Origin of the sequence: Burkholderia sp. 4NA327C6 (assembly GCF_005502655.1) — a bacterium.
In the GTDB taxonomy this organism is placed as follows: Bacteria; Pseudomonadota; Gammaproteobacteria; order Burkholderiales; family Burkholderiaceae; genus Burkholderia; species Burkholderia contaminans.
In genome coordinates this window covers 148585-166466 of sequence record NZ_SCNZ01000014.1, presented here as the reverse complement: position 1 = coordinate 166466, position 17882 = coordinate 148585, and the positions used below count along the sequence as shown (strand labels likewise).

Below are 17882 nucleotides of genomic sequence, written 5' to 3'. Positions count from 1 at the left end.
GAGAGCCTTACTAGGCTTGGCGCGCCCGGCTGGGATCGAACCAGCAACCCCTGCCTTCGGAGGGCAGTACTCTATCCATTGAGCTACGGGCGCTTGTGACAGTGAAGCGACCCCAATATACAGGCCGCCCACGATTGGCAAGACGGCAAGGATACCCGGTTTCCCATGACGCGTCCACCTTGCCCGACGAATCCCCGCCGGGCCGCGCTGCGTGCGGGTAAACACGCGCCATCGCACCGCTCGCCGTGATGTAAACGTTCCGTCTATAATCGACCGGGCTTCATTGGACTGCCATTTGCCGTTGCACCGCGCTCACAATTCCTATTCACGGAGACGAGGCAAGCATGAGCGAAGCACCCCACGAATCTCCCGTCAAAACCCCCGGGCAGCTGATTGCCGTCATCATCGCGTCGTTCGCGATTCCGATCATCCTGATCGTCCTGTTCGCCAACTATGCGAACCATGCGTTCCGTTCCGGCGCCGGCACGGACGCGTTATCCGACGAACAGGTCGCCGCACGCGTCGCCCCGCTCGCGAAGGTCGACGTGAAGGACGCCAACGCGCCCCGCACGTACAAGACCGGCGAGGAAGTCTACAAGGCCGTCTGCGTGACCTGCCACGGCACGGGCGCCGCCGGCGCGCCGAAGTTCGGCAGCAAGGACGACTGGGCGCCGCGCATCTCGCAAGGCTTCGACACGCTGCTGAAGACGGCACTGGCCGGCAAGGGCGCGATGCCGCCGCGCGGCGGCACGAGCCCCGACGACGTCAGCGACTATGAAATCGCCCGTGCGATCGTCTACATGGCGAACAACGACGGCGCGAACTTCCCCGAACCGGCCGCGCCGGCCGCCAACGCGGCGCAACCCGCCAGCGGCGCCGCAGCCGCGTCGGGCGCGGCCGACGCCGCGAGCGCGCAAGTCGCCGCGGCCCAGGCCGCGATCGCCGCGATCCCGAAGGCCGGTGAAGCGCCCGCAGCCGCGGCCGCCCCGGCCGGCGCCGACGCCGGCAAGGCGCTGTACACGTCGACCTGCCAGGCCTGCCACGCGGCGGGCGTGCTCGGCGCACCGAAGTTCGGCAGCAAGGAAGACTGGGCGCCGCGCCTGAAGGACTCGATGGATACGGTCTACAACTACGCGCTGCACGGCAAGGGCGCGATGCCGGCGAAGGGCGGGTCGAACGCGTCGGACGCCGACGTGAAGGCGGCCGTCGACTACATGGTCAACGCGTCGAAGTAACCCGCCCGGCCGTCAGTAAAAAACCCCCGCGACGCTCACGCCTCGCGGGGGTTTTGTTTTGCGGGCGCTCAGCCGGAACGCCCGGCGTCACTTCTGCAGCAGCGCCTTCAGGCTCGCGAGCCGGTCCTTCGGCGACATCGGCGCCTCTTCCGGCGTCGGCGGCGGCGCGTCGTCGAGCCCCATCTCCGGGATGAAGCGTGACGGTTCGCACACGACCGTCTCGCGCGCCCGCTTGCGCTTCTTGCACCAGTTCAGGTGCAGGCTGCGCTGCGCGCGCGTGATCGCCACGTACATCAGCCGGCGCTCCTCCTCGATCCGCTCGTTGTCGATCGGGCCGTCGTCCTCGGAGCCGCCGCGGTGCGGCATGATGCCTTCCTCGACGCCGACCAGGAACACGTGCGGATACTCGAGCCCCTTCGACGCGTGGACGGTCGACAACCGCACGGCGTCCGGGTCTTCGTCCTTGCCCTCGAGCATCGACATCAGCGCGACGGTCTGGATCAGGCCGAGCAGGTTCTTGCCCGTATCGGCGAGGCCGTCCGCGTTGTGGAAGCCTTCCGCCTCGCCGTCGACCGCTTCCGTCTCGGGCTTGGTGCCCTTGCGCTTCAGCCATTCGAGGAATTCGAGCACGTTCTGCCACTTCGATTGCGCCTGCCGTTCGTCGAACGCATCGTACAGGTACGCCTCGTAGTGGATCGCCTCCATCATGTCGTCGAGCACGGCGGTGGCCGGATCCTTGTCCGCGCGCTCGGTCAGGCGCTGGATGAAGTCGCAGAACATCCGCAGCGGCTCGACCTGGCGCGCGGACAGCCGTGCCTCGATCCCGCCCATGTACACGGCCTCGAACAGCGACACCTTCGCCTGGCCCGCGAACGAGCCGAGCGCTTCGAGCGTCGTGTTGCCGATCCCGCGACGCGGCGTGGTGACCGCGCGGATGAACGCGGGATCGTCGTCGGCGTTCGCGATCAGCCGCAGGTACGCGCACAGATCCTTGATCTCGGCCTTGTCGAAGAACGACTGGCCGCCGGACAGCACGTACGGAATCCGCTCGCGGCGCAGCACCTGTTCGAAGATCCGCGCCTGGAAGTTGCCGCGATACAGGATCGCGTAGTCGCGGAACTGCGCGCGCCGCTCGAACTTGTGCGCGGACAGCCGGAACACGACCGACTCGGCTTCATGCTCTTCGTCATTGCACGGCGTGACGGTGATCGAATCGCCCATCCCGTGCTCGGACCACAGCTTCTTCTCGAACAGCTTCGGGTTGTTCGCGATCACGTTGTTCGCGGCAGTGAGGATGCGCACCGTCGACCGGTAGTTCTGCTCGAGCTTGATCACGTGCAGCTTCGGGAAATCCTTGCCGAGCTGCGCGAGGTTCTCGAGCGTCGCGCCGCGCCAGCCGTAGATCGCCTGGTCGTCGTCGCCCACCGCCGTGAACGCCGCGCGCGGGCCCGCGAGCAGCTTCAGCAGCTCGTACTGGCACGCGTTGGTGTCCTGGTACTCGTCGATCAGCAGGTAGCGCAGCTTGTTCTGCCAGCGGTCGCGCACCTGTTCGTTCTTCGCGAACAGCTCGGCGGGCAGGCGGATCAGGTCGTCGAAGTCGACCGCCTGGTACGCGTGCAGCGTCGCGACGTAGTTGCGGTAGACCAGCGCGGCCTGGTGCTCGTCCTCGTTGGCCGCGATCGTCATCGCCTCGTCGGGCATGATCAGGCCGTTCTTCCACAGCGAGATGGTGCTCTGGATCTTGCGGATCAGGCCCTTGTCGGTCGTGCCGATCTGCTCCTGGATCATCCCGAAGCAATCGTCCGAATCCATGATCGAGAACTGCGGCTTCAGGCCGACGTGCTCGGCCTCCTGGCGCAGAATCTGCACGCCCAGCGAGTGGAAGGTGCAGACGGTGAGCTGGTTGACGGGCACCTTGCGGCCTTCCTTGCCGGGCGTGGTGAGCGTCTTGCCCTCGAGCAGCTTCGACACGCGCTCGCGCATTTCGGCGGCCGCCTTGTTCGTGAACGTGACGGCGGCGATGTGGCGCGGCTCGAAGCCTTTCGCTTCGATCAGGTGCGCGATCTTCTGCGTGATCACGCGGGTCTTGCCGCTGCCCGCGCCGGCGAGCACGAGACAGGGACCGTCGAGGTAGCGCACCGCTTCGTTCTGGGCGGGATTCAGGCCTGCGGACATGATGGCGGATGGTGTTGCGGTTGACGGCGGAACGCCGGGAGGATGCCGTGCGCGGCGGGCTGGCGAAGCAGGCGGACACGCGGGCAGGACGCGCATGTTAACACGTCGGCGGCGCGCTTTTCGGGAGCGCCGCCGGACGGGGCCGCGCGGGCCGGCCAGCCGGCCGCCCCCTGTCCGTTCGGCCAATCCGGCCCCGTTCGCGCACCGATCGGCCACAATACGTCCACGCCGGCGCCGCCCCGCGCCGACCCGTTTGCGTCACCTGAACCGCCACCGGATCGACATCATGGGATACCCGTTCGCCACCGCTGCCCTTGGCCCGCTGCTGTTCGCGCAGGGGCGCTACGTGCGCCGCGTCACGCCGCGGCTGCCCGAGGCGGCCGGCCCGCGCGACGGCGTGGCGGGCGATGGGCCGCCGCTGCGCGTGCTGGTGGTCGGCGATTCGGCCGCCGCGGGCGTCGGTGTCGCGACGCAGCGCGACGCGCTGTCCGGGCAGCTGGCGAGCGCGCTCGCGGCCACCCACCGCGTGAGCTGGAAGCTGCTCGCGCGCACCGGCCTGACCACGCGGGAACTCGTCGACTGGCTCGCCGCCGAGCCGGCCGAGCCGTTCGACGTGGCCGTCACGTCGCTCGGCGTCAACGACGTGACGGGCGGCGTGCCGCCGGCCCGCTGGCAGGCGCAGCAGGCCGAGCTCGTCCGGTTGCTCGCCGCGCGCTTCCGGGTCGGGCACGCGATCCTGTCCGCGGTGCCGCCGATGGAGCGCTTTCCGGCGCTGCCGCAGCCGCTCGCGTGGTATCTCGGGCTGCGCGCGAAGCGGCTCAACACGGCGCTCGCCGGGTGGGCCGCCACGCAGCCGCACTGCACGTTCCTGCGCGTCGAGCTGCCGCTCGAGCGCCACCTGATGGCCACCGACGGCTTCCACCCCGGCGCAACCGCCTGCGCGGTGTGGGCCGCGCAGGTCGCCGCCGCCGTGCGGCAGCGGGCAGCCGTATGACGCCGGGCGACGCCCCTGCGGCAGCCGCTCATTGCACGCGCGCAGGCGGGCAAACCCCGCCCGCACGGGCCGCCGGCCTGCGCAAATGCCGGCTTTCCTTGCGCAAGCGCCGCATCGCACCGTGCAATTCGCCCGAACGCGCCGGTGCAAGCGGCGGCGCCATGCCAAAATAGCCGGTCGTCTTCGCGCCGTCTCGGCGCGCCATCCTTTAGTTTCCTTCGCAGCCAGGAATTGCCATGTCGTCATTGCTCAGGATTGGTTTGATGGGTTTCGGTTTCGCCGGCGCGACGTTCCACGCGCCCGTGATCGCCACGAGCGGCCGCACTGAAGTCGCCGCGATCGCGACGGGTCAGCCCGATCGCGCGCAGGCGGCGTATCCGGGCGCGCGCGTCGTTCCGGATCTCGACACGCTGCTCGGCCTCGACGACATCGAGTGCGTGGTGATCGCCACGCCGAACGACACGCACTTCGCGCTCGCACGCCAGGTGCTCGAAGCCGGCCGCCACGTGGTCGTCGACAAGCCCGTCACGCTCACCGCCGACGAGGCGCTCGCACTCGCGCGGCTCGCGAACGCGCGCAGCCGGCTGTTCGCGCCGTTCCACAACCGCCGCTGGGACGGCGATTTCCTCACCGTGCGCGACATCGTCAAATCCGGCGAGCTCGGCCGGCTGACCTGTTTCGAATCGCACTTCGACCGCTTCCGCCCGACGCCGCGCACGCGCTGGCGCGAGGAGCCGGCCCGCGGCGGCGGCTTGCTGCTCGACCTCGGCCCGCACCTGATCGACCAGGCGCTCGCGCTGTTCGGCCTGCCGGAAACGGTGAGCGCGACCGTCAAGACGCGCCGCGACAACGGCACCGCGCCCGATTTCGTGCACCTGCAGCTCGGCTATCCGGACAAGGACATCGCGCTGCATGCGAGCGCGCTGTCGGCGATCGAACCCGCGCGCTTCACGCTGCACGGCACGCGCGGCAGCTACCAGAAGTTCGGACTCGACACGCAGGAAGACCAGCTCAAGGCCGGCCTCACCGCCGACGACGTCGAATTCGGCGGCGGCAACCCGCCCGGCCTGCTGCGCGTGCTCGACGGCGAAGTCGAGGTCGAGCGCCCGGTGCCGACGCTCGATGGCCAGTACGCGGAGTTCTACCGCGCGCTCGCCGCGTCGATCCGCGACGGCGCGCCGTTCCCCGTCACCGCGCAGGACGCCGTCGACGTGATGACGATCATCGAGCTTGCCGCGCAGAGCGAGCACGACGGCCGCCGCCTGCCGTTCGTGCGCCGCACGATCTGATACCGCGCGCCGGCCGGCGGCGGCCGGTCGGCGCCGGTGCATGGGATCAGCCGGAACATTCGGTTACAAATGCCGGGGGAACGAAAGTCAGCGGCAGACTGGTCTGATGCGTTTCTCAAAAAAGTCGATCCGACACCAATCCGTCAGGAGAATGTTGATGCAACGGTTGATTCGCGCAGCAGTGTGCTGTGCCCTGGTTTCCTCGCTTGCGGCCTGTATCGTGCAGCCGCAGCAGCCGGTCCGCCCGGCCCCCCCGCCACGGCCGAATCCGCAGGTCGTCGCGAACGAGCGGATGCAGCAGATCCAGGGCCGGATCGACAACCTGCACCGCCGCATCGATGCGCGCGTGAACGGCGGCTACTACCCGCCGCCGTACGGCGCGCAGCTTCATCATCGCCTCGACGTGATCCGCCAGGAATCGAACGACATGTCCGCGCAGCACAGCGGCGGCCTGTCCGGCGACGAGCAGCGCGTGCTGAACCAGGAACTCGACACGGCCGCGCGCGCGATCGGCGAGTAACGCACCGGCGCCCGCCGGAGCGGAAAAAGCGGCGGCACCGGTTGCCGCCGCTTGTCGCGAAGCGACATTCTTTTGCTCAAATTGACAAGGCCCACCCGCTCGCGTACAGTCGCCCGCACGCGTCGGGAGAGCGTGTGACCGGGCTGTTTCAGCCGGTTGCGCCGCCGAAGGGGCACACCCGCAAACTCTCAGGCAAAAGGACCGACCGCGTCGGGGAATCCCGTCCGCGCATTGCGCGGGCCACACTCTCCCCGCACTCTGGAGAGCGGCAGTAGCCCGCAGCGCATCCGCTGCGCGGGCAAGCTGCCCACCGAAGGGGCGCGCGTTCGCCAGGCCTGGCCGGCAACGCAATCTCTCAGGTATCGAGGACAGAGGGGCATGTACCGGATCGCTCGCAGGCCATCGGCCGCGGTGGTCGGCACATGGCCGTTCTGATCCGCGCGCAAGCGCCTTGCCTGAGGCCTCGATGACTGCACTGAATCACACCCCGCTCAACGCCGCGCACCGCGCGCTCAATGCCCGCATGGTCGACTTCGGCGGCTGGGACATGCCCGTCAACTACGGCTCGCAGATCGAAGAACATGAAGCCGTGCGCACCGACGCCGGCATGTTCGACGTGTCGCACATGTGCGTCGTCGATTTCACCGGCAGCCGCGTGCGCGCATTCTTCGAGCATGCGATCGCGAACAACGTCGGCAAGCTCAAGACGCCCGGCAAGGCCCTCTACTCGTGCCTGCTCAATCCGCAGGGCGGCGTCATCGACGACCTGATCGTCTACTACTTCACCGAAGAATTCTTCCGCGTCGTCGTCAACGCCGGCACGGCCGAGAAAGACATCGCGTGGTTCAACCAGCTGAACGAGCAAGGCGGCTTCGGCGTCACGATCGCGCCGCGCCGCGATTTCGCGATCATCGCCGTTCAAGGCCCGAACGCCCGCGAAAAGGCGTGGGCGACGGTGCCCGCCGCGCGCGCCGCCACCAGCGAACTGAAGCCGTTCAACGCCGCGCAGGTCGCCGGCACGCCGTTCGGCGATCTCACCGTCGCGCGCACCGGCTACACCGGCGAAGACGGTTTCGAAGTGATCGTCCCGGCCGTGCACGTCGAAGCGCTGTGGAACGCGCTGCAGCAAAACGGCGTGCGCCCGTGCGGGCTCGGCGCGCGCGACACGCTGCGCCTCGAGGCCGGCATGAACCTGTACGGCCAGGACATGGACGACACCGTGTCGCCGCTCGACTCGGGCCTCGCATGGACGGTCGACCTCAGCACGCCGCGCGACTTCGTCGGCCGCGCGGCACTGGAAGCCAACGGCACCCGCGCAGCTTTCGTCGGCCTGATCCTGCAGAAGGAAAACGGCAAGGCGGGCGGCGTGCTGCGCGCGCACCAGAAGGTCGTCACGCCGCACGGCGACGGCGAGATCACGAGCGGCACGTTCTCGCCGTCGATGCAGGAATCGATCGCGTTCGCACGCGTGCCGGCGGCCGTCCAGATCGGCGACACCGTCCAGGTGCAAATTCGAGACAAGAATCTTCCCGCGCGCGTGGTAAAACTGCCGTTCGTGCGCAACGGCAAGGTCCTCGCTGCGTAACGGCCGGGAGGCCCGCCTCCCGGTAAGCCGGGAAATGGCGCCCGGCGCAACCCCCTACCCGGCGCGCCCCGGCGGCGCGCCAGCAGAACGAACAAACCCTTTTATCAGGAGCATCCGATGAGCAACGTCCCGGCCGAGCTGAAATACACCGACGAACATGAGTGGATCCGCACCGAGGCAGACGGCACGCTGACGGTCGGCATCACCGATCACGCGCAGAGCACGCTCGGCGACATCGTCTTCCTCGAACTGCCGCAAGTCGGCAAGTCGGTGAATGCGGGCGACGCGGTCGGCGTCGTCGAATCGGTGAAGGCGGCATCCGACATCTACTCGCCGGTGTCCGGCGAGATCGTCGCCATCAACGAAGCCGCCACCGATGCGCCCGAGGAAGTGAACAGCGACGCGTACGGCGTGTGGCTCTTCAAGATCAAGCTCGCGGCCGGCGCATCGACCGACAAGCTGATCGACGCCGACGCGTACAGCAAGCTGATCGACTAATTTCCCTACCCGAACCGCGCGGCGCCGGCCTCGGCCCGCGCGGGACCAGAGTCACGCCATGAAGCTCGAACACCCGGACCGCCTGATGAACCGCACGCCCCTCTCGCTCGCCGCGCTCGAAACGCACGACGCGTTCGCCGAACGCCACATCGGCCCCGACGCCGCCAGCCAGCAGGCCATGCTCGACACGCTCGGCTTCGCGTCGCGCGCCGCCCTGATCGACGCCGTGATCCCGGCCTCGATCCGCCGCGCCGAAACGCTGCCGCTCGGCCCGTTCGCGCAGCCGAAGAGCGAAGCCGAAGCCCTCGCCGCCCTGCGGGTTCTCGCGGACAAGAACCAGGTGTTCCGCTCGTATATCGGTCAGGGTTACCACGACACGCACACGCCGGCCGTCATCCTGCGCAACGTGCTCGAAAACCCGGCGTGGTACACGGCCTACACGCCGTACCAGCCCGAAATTTCCCAGGGTCGCCTCGAGGCGCTCCTGAACTTCCAGCAGATGGTCGCCGACCTCACCGGCCTCGCGATCTCGAACGCGTCGCTGCTCGACGAAGCCACCGCCGCCGCCGAAGCGATGACGCTGCTGCAGCGCACCGGCAAGCCGACGTCGAACGTGTTCTACGTCGCCGACGACGTGCTGCCGCAAACGCTCGAAGTGATCCGCACGCGCGCGCTGCCGGTCGGCATCGAGGTCAAGACCGGCCCGGCCGCCGACGCCGCGCAAGCGAATGCGTTCGGCGTGCTGCTGCAGTACCCGGGCGTGAACGGCGACGTGCGCGACTACCGCGCGCTCACCGAAGCGATCCATGCGGCCGGCGGCCACGTGGTCGTCGCGGCCGACCTGCTCGCGTTGACCGTGCTCACGCCGCCCGGCGACTGGGGTGCGGACGTCGCGATCGGCAACACGCAGCGCTTCGGCGTGCCGATGGGCTTCGGCGGCCCGCACGCCGCGTATCTCGCGGTGCGTGACGAATTCAAGCGCCAGATGCCGGGCCGCCTCGTCGGCGTGACGGTCGACGCGCAGGGCAAGCCCGCGCTGCGCCTCGCGCTGCAGACGCGCGAACAGCACATCCGCCGCGAGAAGGCCACGTCGAACGTGTGTACCGCGCAGGCGCTGCTCGCGATCATGGCCAGCATGTACGCGGTCTACCACGGCCCGCACGGCCTGAAGACGATCGCGCTGCGCGTGAACCGCATCGCGGCGCTGCTCGCCGCCGGCGTGAAGCAGCTCGGCTTCGCGACCGTCAACGACACGTTCTTCGACACGCTGACGATCGACACCGGCGCGCGCACCGCGCAGGTTCACGAATTCGCGAAGGCGAAGCGCATCAACCTGCGCCGCGTGAGCGACACGCAAGTCGGCGTGTCGGTCGACGAAACGACGACGCGTGACGACCTCGCCGATCTCCTCGCCGTGTTCGCGCAGGCCGCGGGCGGCACCGCACCGGCCGTCGACGCGCTGGACGCGGGCGCAGCCGGCGTCCCCGCGCTGCCGGCCGGCCTCGAGCGCACGAGCGCGTACCTGACGCACCACGTGTTCAACCGCCACCATTCCGAAACCGAAATGCTGCGCTACCTGCGCAGCCTGTCGGACAAGGATCTCGCGCTCGACCGCTCGATGATCCCGCTCGGCTCGTGCACGATGAAGCTGAACGCGACGTCGGAAATGCTGCCCGTCACGTGGCCCGAATTCGGCCGCATCCACCCGTTCGCGCCGGCCGAGCAGACCGTCGGCTACCGCGAGATGATCGACCAGCTCGAGCAGATGCTCGTCGCGGCCACCGGCTACGCGGCCGTGTCGCTGCAGCCGAACGCGGGCTCGCAGGGCGAGTACGCGGGCCTGCTGATCATCCACGCTTACCACGCATCGCGCGGCGAAGCCCATCGCGACGTGTGCCTGATCCCGGCGTCCGCGCACGGCACGAACCCGGCATCCGCGCACATGGCCGGCATGAAGGTCGTGGTCGTCGCCTGCGACGCGCAGGGCAACGTCGACATCGCCGACCTGAAGGCGAAGGCCGAGCAGCACGCGAAGGATCTCGCGGCGATCATGATCACGTACCCGTCGACGCACGGCGTGTTCGAGCAGAACGTGCGCGAGATCTGCGAAATCGTGCACGCGCACGGCGGCCAGGTGTACGTCGACGGCGCGAACATGAACGCGATGGTCGGGCTGACCGCGCCGGGCCAGTTCGGCGGCGACGTGTCGCACCTGAACCTGCACAAGACCTTCTGCATCCCGCACGGCGGCGGCGGCCCGGGCGTCGGCCCGGTCGCGGTCGGCGCGCACCTCGCGAAGTTCCTGCCGAACCAGCGTTCGACCGGCTACACGCGCGAAGAAGACGGCATCGGCGCGGTATCGGCCGCGCCGTACGGCTCGGCGTCGATCCTGCCGATCTCGTGGATGTACATCGCGATGATGGGCGCGAAGAACCTGACCGCCGCGACGGAAACCGCGATCCTCAATGCGAACTACATCGCGAAGCGCCTCGCGCCGCACTACCCGGTGCTGTATTCGGGCCCGGGCGGGCTGGTTGCGCACGAGTGCATTCTCGACCTGCGTCCGATCAAGGAATCGAGCGGCATCACCGTCGACGACGTCGCGAAACGCCTGATGGACTACGGCTTCCACGCGCCGACGATGAGCTTCCCGGTGCCGGGCACGCTGATGGTCGAACCGACCGAATCGGAGTCGCAGGAAGAACTCGACCGCTTCATCGCCGCGATGATCGCGATCCGCGATGAAATCCGCGCAGTCGAGGAAGGCCGCGCCGACCGCGAGGACAACCCGCTGCGTCACGCACCGCACACGGCGGCCGTCGTCACCGCGAACGAATGGCCGCACGCGTACTCGCGCGAGCAGGCTGCGTACCCGGTCGCGTCGCTGGGCACGAACAAGTACTGGCCGCCGGTCGGCCGCGCGGACAACGTCTACGGCGACCGCAACCTGTTCTGCTCGTGCGTGCCGATGTCGGAATACGCATAACGCGCGCCAGGCCAGGAGCCGCCCGATGGCGACCGCACCGCACGCAACCCGGAGTTGCGTGCGGTTTTTTTGTTCGCCGCTCGAACCGGTTCACGTTCGTCCGCCAATCCGGCTAACATCACACGCGATCCAGCCAATGAAGGAGTTCCGCATGGTGCGTCCGATGTTTCCGGGCCATGGTGCAATGCAAGGGCGGCCGCGCGCGCGCCGCGTCGTGCCGATGCTCGTCGCGTCGCTGTCGTTTGCCGCCGCCGGCCTCGGCGCGTCCGGCAGCGCGCGCGCGGCGATGAATTTCTGCGCGGCGCCGGCACTGCAGGCGAGCGAGACGACACAGGCCGAGCCGGGCATCCAGGCGCTGATCCGCAGCGTCGACGCGCGCATCGGCGAGCAGCCGAAGGCGATGGCGCGCGTGCACACCGAGGGCACGCTGCCGCACGAAGGGATCTACGACCAGAGTGCCGCCGCGCTGAAGGATCTCGACCTGATGCGCGATGCCGCGCTCGCATGGCGCGTGACGAACGCGCCGCGCTACCTGCAGCTCGTCGACCGCTTCCTGTCCGCGTGGGTCGCAACCTACCAGCCGAGCTTCAACCCGATCGACGAGACGCGTTTCGAAAGCCTGATCGTCGCGTACGACATGACCGCGAGCGCGCTGCCGGTGAAGACCCGCAACGCGACGGCCGCGTTCATCGCGAAGCTCGGCGCCGGCTACGTCGCGCAGATCGACGCGCAGAAGCGCCCGCTCACCGGCACCTGGCGCAACAACTGGCAGAGCCACCGGATCAAGCTGATCGCGCTGTCCGCGTTCACGCTCGGCGATCGCAAGATGATGAACGCCGCGCAGCGGCTGTTCGTCGAACATCTCGCCGACAACATCGGCCCGGACGGCAAGACCTGGGATTTCGAGGAACGCGATGCGCTGCATTACGCGGTCTACGACCTGCAGCCGCTGGTGACGGCCGCGCTCGCCGCGCGCCGCTTCAACCGCAACTGGCTACGCGAACGGGGCGCGAACGGCGCGACGCTCGCGGCCGCGCTCGACTGGCTCGTGCCGTACGCGCTCGGCGAGAAAACCCACGAGGAATTCGTGAATTCGCCGGTGCCGTTCGACGCGAAACGCCGCGAAGCCGGTCTGCCCGGCTACACGGGGCAGTGGGACCCGAAAAACGCCACCGAACTCTTTCATCTGGCCGCGCGGCTCGACGGGCGCTACGCCCGCGTCGCGCAGCAACTTTCCCCAACGCCGCCCGCATGGCTCGCCGCGTGCCTGCCATTGCAGGCGCGCTAGCAATATTCTTAAAGCAAGGCAGGAATCGAAATGGCAGTCAGCGTCTTTGACCTCTTCAAGATCGGTATCGGTCCGTCCAGCTCGCATACGGTCGGGCCGATGCGCGCGGCGCTGATGTTCGTCCAGGGCCTCGAGCGTGACGGGCAACTCGACGCCACGGCCCACGTGAAGGTCGAGCTGTACGGCTCGCTCGGCGCGACCGGCAAGGGCCACGGCACCGATCGCGGCGTGATGCTCGGCCTGCTCGGCGACGCGCCCGACACCGTCGATCCGGACACGATCGACGCGCGGCTGGAAGACGTCCGCAAATCGAAGCAGCTCGCGCTGCTCGGCACGCATCCGGTGCCGTTCGTGCTGAAGGAGAACATCGCGTTCTACCGCCAGGCGCTGCCCGAGCACCCGAACGGCATGAAACTGCGTGCGTCCGACGCGAGCGGCAACGTGCTGGTCGAGCGCACCTACCTGTCGGTCGGCGGCGGCTTCGTCGTGACGGCCGGCGCACCGAACACGAAGGTGCTGAGCGCGGCCGAGCAGATGACGCACCCGTTCCGCACCGGCGCCGAGCTGCTCGCGCTGACCGGGTCGACCGGCAAGTCGATCGCGCAGCTGATGTGGGAAAACGAGCGCGCGTGGCACACCGAGGAAGAGACGCGCGACGGCCTGCTGAAGATCTGGGCCGTGATGCAGTCGTGCGTGTCGCGCGGCTGCGGAATCGGCAACCCGGACGCCGACGGCAACCTGCCCGGCCCGTTCCAGGTCAAGCGCCGCGCGCCGCAGCTGTATCGCACGCTGACGGGCAGCCCGGAGCGCGCGCTGCAGGACCCGCTGTCGATGATCGACTGGATCAACCTGTACGCGATCGCGGTCAACGAGGAAAACGCGGCCGGCGGCCGCGTCGTCACCGCGCCGACCAACGGCGCGGCCGGCATCATCCCGGCCGTGCTGCACTACTACACGCGCTTCACGCCCGGCGCGAACGAACAGGGCGTGATCGACTTCCTGCTGACGGCTGCCGCGATCGGCATTCTTTACAAGCTGAATGCGTCGATCTCCGGTGCGGAAGTCGGCTGCCAGGGCGAGGTGGGCGTCGCGTGCTCGATGGCGGCCGGCGCGCTCGCGGCCGTGCTCGGCGGCACGCCGCAGCAGGTCGAGAACGCGGCCGAAATCGGCATGGAACACAACCTCGGCCTCACCTGCGACCCGGTCGGCGGGATGGTGCAGATCCCGTGCATCGAGCGCAACGCGATGGCGTCGGTGAAGGCGGTCAACGCCGCGCGCATGGCGCTGCGCGGCGACGGCTCGCACTACGTGTCGCTCGACTCCGTGATCAAGACGATGCGCGAGACGGGCGCCGACATGAAGACGAAGTACAAGGAAACGTCGCGCGGCGGGCTGGCGGTGAATATCGTCGAGTGCTGATGCCGGATCCGAGGGTCATGCGGGACAATCCGACGTCTCGCATGCCCCTCGGGCGCCCTGCGTGCCCTGATCAATCGTCCAGCCAGTTCTCCAGCCGCAGTCCCGGATAGCTCACGAAATCCCGCTCGTTGTTGGTCACGAGTACGACATCGAGCGACACCGCATGCGCGGCGATCAGCTTGTCGAGGTGATCCTTCTTCCGCTCCCGGGTTGCCTCGCGGACCGGGCCATACGCTTGCGCGGCCGCGACGTCGAACGGCGCAACGGGAATGTCGTCGATCAGCGCGGCAAGATTGCCGCGCTCCCGCGCAGGGCTCGCGCACGCCGCGACACCGTACTCGAGCTCGGCGTACGTGATCGCCGACATTACGACGTCCCCCGTGTAGCACTGCGCAAACCGTCTCGCAACCTGCTCCGGCTGATTCTTCATCAGGTAGATGCACATGTTGGTGTCGAGCATGTAGCGCGGCATCACAAACCCTCGCGATCGGCCTGCTCGTGGTCACCGCGCCCATCCGCCATGAAATCCGGCCCGAATTTAGCGAATTTCTCAAGGACGCGGGTCAACGGCCGCCGCGCCGGCCGAATGCGGATTTCGTCACCAATGCGCTCGATTTCCAGTTCGATATCGCTGCGTTCATAGGCAAGGTCGGCAGGAATTCGCACGGCCTGCGAGTTGCCGTTCCGAAATACCCTCGTCGTATGCATGTCTCCCCCAACATCCGGATGTACTGTGGATGTACAGTATATCCGCTTGCCCGACGATGTAAATCCATGTGTGTACATCCGCGCTGACCTCGGGATCGATTCGGAAGCGAACGCCGGCACGCCGTTCTTTTCATCGCGGACAGGGCCCCTTCCGTCACGCCCACGGCAAGCGGGCCGGCCAGGCATTCGTAGCGTCCAATTCTTCTGCGTTGGGGATGCACGCACAAGCTGGCCGTTCGGCCGAAACCGCGGTGCATGCCCTGCCTCCCTGCGCGTTCCGGCACTTTTCCGCGGCCGGCGCACCGGCGGCCGTCCAACCGGCGTAAGCTGTACGTCCCGCTACCCAGGGAGACGGCAGCCCATGTCGCATTCCAAGGATCTCGAGCAGCCCGCCACCACCGGCGCGCGACTGCTCGTCGATGCGTTGCTCGCCAATCACGTCGAACGCGTGTTCTGCGTGCCGGGCGAGAGTTTCCTCGCCGTACTCGATGCGCTGGCGGACGACACCGCGCGCATCCAGACGGTCGTCTGCCGCCACGAGGCGGCCGCCGCGAACATGGCCGAGGCCGTCGGCAAGCTCACCGGCCGCCCCGGCGTCGCGTTCGTCACACGCGGTCCCGGCGCGACCCACGCGTCGATCGGCGTGCACACCGCGTTCCAGGATTCGACGCCGATGATCCTGTTCGTCGGCCAGTGCGCACGCGAGCACCTCGACCGCGAAGCCTTCCAGGAAATCGACTACCGGCGGATGTTCGGCCAGATGGCGAAATGGGTCGCGCAGATCGACGACCCGCGCCGCATCCCCGAATACCTGAGCCATGCGTTCCACGTCGCGACGTCCGGCCGCCCCGGCCCGGTCGTGCTCGCGCTGCCGGAGGACGTGCTGTCCGACGCGTGCGCGCCGCAGCCGGTCGTGCCGGCTGCGAAACGCGTTGCCGCCGCGCCGTCGGCCGCGCAGATCGACGAGCTGCGCGAGCGGCTCGCGCGCGCGGAACGGCCGTTCGCGATCGTCGGCGGCAGCGGCTGGACACCCGACGCGTGCGCGAACCTGCGCACCTTCGTCGAGCGCTGGCAGTTGCCCGTGGCCTGCGCGTTCCGCTACCAGGACACGATCGACAACGCGCACCCGAACTACGCGGGCGACGTCGGGCTCGGGATCAACCCCGCGCTCGCGAAGCGCATCCGCGACGCCGACCTGCTGCTCGTGATCGGGCCGCGCCTCGGCGAAGCGACGACCGGCGGCTACACGCTGCTCGACATCCCGAAGACGCGCCAGACGCTGATCCACGTTCATCAGGGCGCGGACGAGCTTGGCCGCGTGTATGCGGCCGACCTGCCGATCGTGTCGGGCATGCCCGAAATCGCCGCGCCGCTCGCCGCGCTCGAGGCGCCCGAGCACCCCGCGTGGGCCGGCACCGCTGCCGACGCGCATCGCGCGTATCGCGAATGGCATGCGCCGCTGCCGATGCCCGGCGACGTCCAGCTCGGCGACGTGATGGTGCAGCTGCGCGAGCGCCTGCCACATGACGCGATCCTCACCAACGGTGCCGGCAACTACGCGATCTGGCTGCATCGCCACTTCGCGTACCGGCACTTCCGCTCGCAGCTCGCACCGACCAGCGGCGCGATGGGCTACGGCGTACCGGCCGCGCTTGCCGCGAAGTCGCTGTACCCGTCGCGCGCCGTCGTCGCGCTCGCGGGCGACGGCTGCTTCATGATGGCCGGCAACGAGCTCGCGACCGCGATGCAGTACGGGTTGAACATCGTCGTGATCGTCGTCAACAACGGGCATTTCGGCACGATCCGCATGCATCAGGAGCGCAACTACCCGGGGCGCGTGCATGGCACGGGGCTCACGAATCCCGATTTCGCCGCGTATGCGCGCGCCTTCGGCGCGCATGGCGAGACCGTCGAGCGCACCGTCGATTTCGCGCCCGCGCTCGAGCGCGCGCTGACCTGCGGGCTGCCCGCGCTGATCGAGATCCGCATCCCGCAGGACGCCAGCACGCCGGCCGCGACGCTCGAACAGATCCGCGAGCAGGGCCGCCGCGCGCGCGGCGGATGACGATGGACACGCACGCCGCGCCGCCCGACGTCGCGTTGTCGCACGACGACGCGCTCACGCTTCCCGGCACGCTGCTCGCGCCGGACGGCACGCTCGTCGCGCCGTACGACCTGGAGCACGGCGGCGCGCATGCCGTCGGCCACGTGCCGGCCGCATCCGCGCGGAGCCTGTTGCACGCCGCGCACCAGCCGTTCCGGCTCGACTACGACCGCGCACGGCACGTGCACGTGATCAACGGGATGGGCGTCACGCTCGGCGATTCGGTGATCGGGCTCACCGCTCTCGCCGCGCTGCGTACCGCTCACCCGGGCCTGCACTTCACGCTGTACCGGCCGGCTTGCGCGCCGCGCTACGTCGAGGCGCTATATGCGCTCGCGGCCGACCTCGTCGCACCGTCGCGCGCGCTGCCGTACCGCGCCGACGCGCTGCCGGCGGATGCGCCCTGCATCGACGTCGGCAATCACCTGTACTGGCCCGCGTTTGCGCGGCTGCCGATGATCGATTTCTTCCTCGACGCGCTCGGCGTGGAACCCGCGTCGGTGCCGGCGTCGGCCAAGCGCAACCGCTGGCTCGCGCGGCTGCCGCTGCCGGAGTTGCCTGAGCAATGGCGGCGTCCGTACGTGCTCTTCTGTCCAGTCGCGAGCACCGCGTTGCGCAGCGTGCCGCCCGCGCTGCGGGCAACGTTCGTCGATCAGCTTGCGCAGCGCTACGGGTTGCCGGTGGCCGGGTTCGGGCCTGTCGCGCACCCCGCCTATGTCGACGTGAGCGCCGATGCGGCCGACGATACGGCCCGGTTCATTGCGTGGGTCAAGGGCGCCAGCCTGCTGTTCGCGCCGGACACGGCCGCGCTCCATCTCGCCGACGGTTTCGACGTGCCGACGCTCGCATGCTTCACGTCGATCGGGCCGGCGCTGCGCGTGCGCGACTATCCGCATTGCGTGCCGGTCGCGCTCGACGTGCCTGCCGAATTGCACGGGATGCATCGCAGCGAGCAGCCTGCCGATCTTGCGGCGGTCGAGGCCGCCTATCGCGCGATCGACTGGGATTCGCTGGCATGGCCCGCGCCGCGCGAAGCGGCGGCTACGGCCGAATAGGGAAACGGGGTGCGGCGGCCGGTTGC

General features: G+C 68.9%; 14 protein-coding genes, 1 tRNA gene and 2 riboswitches. Of the genes, 11 read left to right on the top strand and 4 right to left on the bottom strand.

Features of this window, described 5'->3' with window-relative positions:
- Positions 1 to 17 precede the first annotated feature (17 nt).
- Positions 18 to 93: transfer RNA gene (locus tag FFS49_RS16860), tRNA-Arg, on the bottom strand.
- Positions 94 to 344: 251 nt separating this feature from the next.
- On the opposite strand from FFS49_RS16860, the gene FFS49_RS16855 reads away from it, so the two are divergent.
- The gene (locus FFS49_RS16855) at positions 345 to 1235 is read left to right on the top strand and encodes a c-type cytochrome (protein WP_105815486.1); all 891 of its coding nucleotides are present in this window, start codon (positions 345 to 347) and stop codon (positions 1233 to 1235) included.
- 87 nt (positions 1236 to 1322) lie between these two features.
- On the opposite strand, the gene FFS49_RS16850 is transcribed toward FFS49_RS16855, so the two are convergent.
- Positions 1323 to 3410: a UvrD-helicase domain-containing protein gene (locus FFS49_RS16850; RefSeq protein ID WP_071335374.1), complete on the bottom strand. Its 2088-nt coding sequence runs from the start codon at positions 3408 to 3410 to the stop codon at positions 1323 to 1325.
- Positions 3411 to 3696: 286 nt separating this feature from the next.
- Here FFS49_RS16850 and FFS49_RS16845 point away from each other — a divergent pair, with 286 nt between their 5' ends.
- The 8 genes from FFS49_RS16845 (at position 3697) to FFS49_RS16810 (ending at position 13989) form a co-directional block, all read left to right on the top strand.
- A complete protein-coding gene (locus tag FFS49_RS16845) occupies positions 3697 to 4404 on the top strand; it encodes an SGNH/GDSL hydrolase family protein (RefSeq protein ID WP_071335543.1) in 708 nt (235 codons plus the stop codon).
- A gap of 236 nt (positions 4405 to 4640) precedes the next feature.
- Positions 4641 to 5693: an oxidoreductase gene (locus FFS49_RS16840; RefSeq protein WP_105815485.1), complete on the top strand. Its 1053-nt coding sequence runs from the start codon at positions 4641 to 4643 to the stop codon at positions 5691 to 5693.
- Positions 5694 to 5850: 157 nt separating this feature from the next.
- A complete protein-coding gene (locus FFS49_RS16835; RefSeq protein WP_039351336.1) occupies positions 5851 to 6213 on the top strand; it encodes a hypothetical protein in 363 nt (120 codons plus the stop codon).
- A gap of 113 nt (positions 6214 to 6326) precedes the next feature.
- A riboswitch (glycine riboswitch) is annotated at positions 6327 to 6428 on the top strand.
- Positions 6429 to 6461: 33 nt separating this feature from the next.
- A riboswitch (glycine riboswitch) is annotated at positions 6462 to 6595 on the top strand.
- Between the two features lie 84 nt (positions 6596 to 6679).
- Positions 6680 to 7798 (top strand): glycine cleavage system aminomethyltransferase GcvT, encoded by a 1119-nt coding sequence (gene gcvT / locus FFS49_RS16830; RefSeq protein ID WP_105815484.1) that lies wholly within the window; start codon positions 6680 to 6682, stop codon positions 7796 to 7798.
- A 117-nt stretch (positions 7799 to 7915) separates the two neighbouring features.
- The gene (gcvH, locus tag FFS49_RS16825) at positions 7916 to 8296 is read left to right on the top strand and encodes a glycine cleavage system protein GcvH (protein ID WP_039351343.1); all 381 of its coding nucleotides are present in this window, start codon (positions 7916 to 7918) and stop codon (positions 8294 to 8296) included.
- Positions 8297 to 8354: 58 nt separating this feature from the next.
- Positions 8355 to 11282 (top strand): aminomethyl-transferring glycine dehydrogenase, encoded by a 2928-nt coding sequence (gcvP, locus tag FFS49_RS16820; protein ID WP_105815483.1) that lies wholly within the window; start codon positions 8355 to 8357, stop codon positions 11280 to 11282.
- A 151-nt stretch (positions 11283 to 11433) separates the two neighbouring features.
- Positions 11434 to 12570, top strand: coding sequence for an alginate lyase family protein (locus FFS49_RS16815; protein ID WP_071335544.1), 1137 nt, complete (start codon positions 11434 to 11436; stop codon positions 12568 to 12570).
- A gap of 30 nt (positions 12571 to 12600) precedes the next feature.
- The gene (locus FFS49_RS16810; RefSeq protein ID WP_105815482.1) at positions 12601 to 13989 is read left to right on the top strand and encodes an L-serine ammonia-lyase; all 1389 of its coding nucleotides are present in this window, start codon (positions 12601 to 12603) and stop codon (positions 13987 to 13989) included.
- A gap of 70 nt (positions 13990 to 14059) precedes the next feature.
- Here the strand turns inward: FFS49_RS16810 and FFS49_RS16805 are convergent, their stop codons facing one another.
- Together FFS49_RS16805 and vapB are read right to left on the bottom strand one after the other, a co-directional pair.
- The gene (locus FFS49_RS16805) at positions 14060 to 14461 is read right to left on the bottom strand and encodes a type II toxin-antitoxin system VapC family toxin (protein ID WP_039351354.1); all 402 of its coding nucleotides are present in this window, start codon (positions 14459 to 14461) and stop codon (positions 14060 to 14062) included.
- Complete coding sequence (gene vapB, locus FFS49_RS16800) at positions 14461 to 14697, bottom strand: type II toxin-antitoxin system VapB family antitoxin (RefSeq protein ID WP_039351357.1); 237 nt, start codon at positions 14695 to 14697, stop codon at positions 14461 to 14463. The genes FFS49_RS16805 and vapB overlap by 1 nt, the downstream gene beginning before the upstream one ends.
- Before the next feature lie 361 nt (positions 14698 to 15058).
- Between vapB and FFS49_RS16790 the strand changes: the two genes are divergently transcribed.
- On the top strand, positions 15059 to 16762 hold the full coding sequence (locus FFS49_RS16790; protein WP_105815481.1) for a thiamine pyrophosphate-binding protein: 1704 nt from the start codon (positions 15059 to 15061) through the stop codon (positions 16760 to 16762).
- Positions 16759 to 17856 (top strand): ADP-heptose--LPS heptosyltransferase, encoded by a 1098-nt coding sequence (locus FFS49_RS16785; protein WP_105815480.1) that lies wholly within the window; start codon positions 16759 to 16761, stop codon positions 17854 to 17856. Before FFS49_RS16790 ends, FFS49_RS16785 begins: the two co-directional genes overlap by 4 nt.
- The last annotated feature ends 26 nt before the right edge of the window (positions 17857 to 17882 follow it).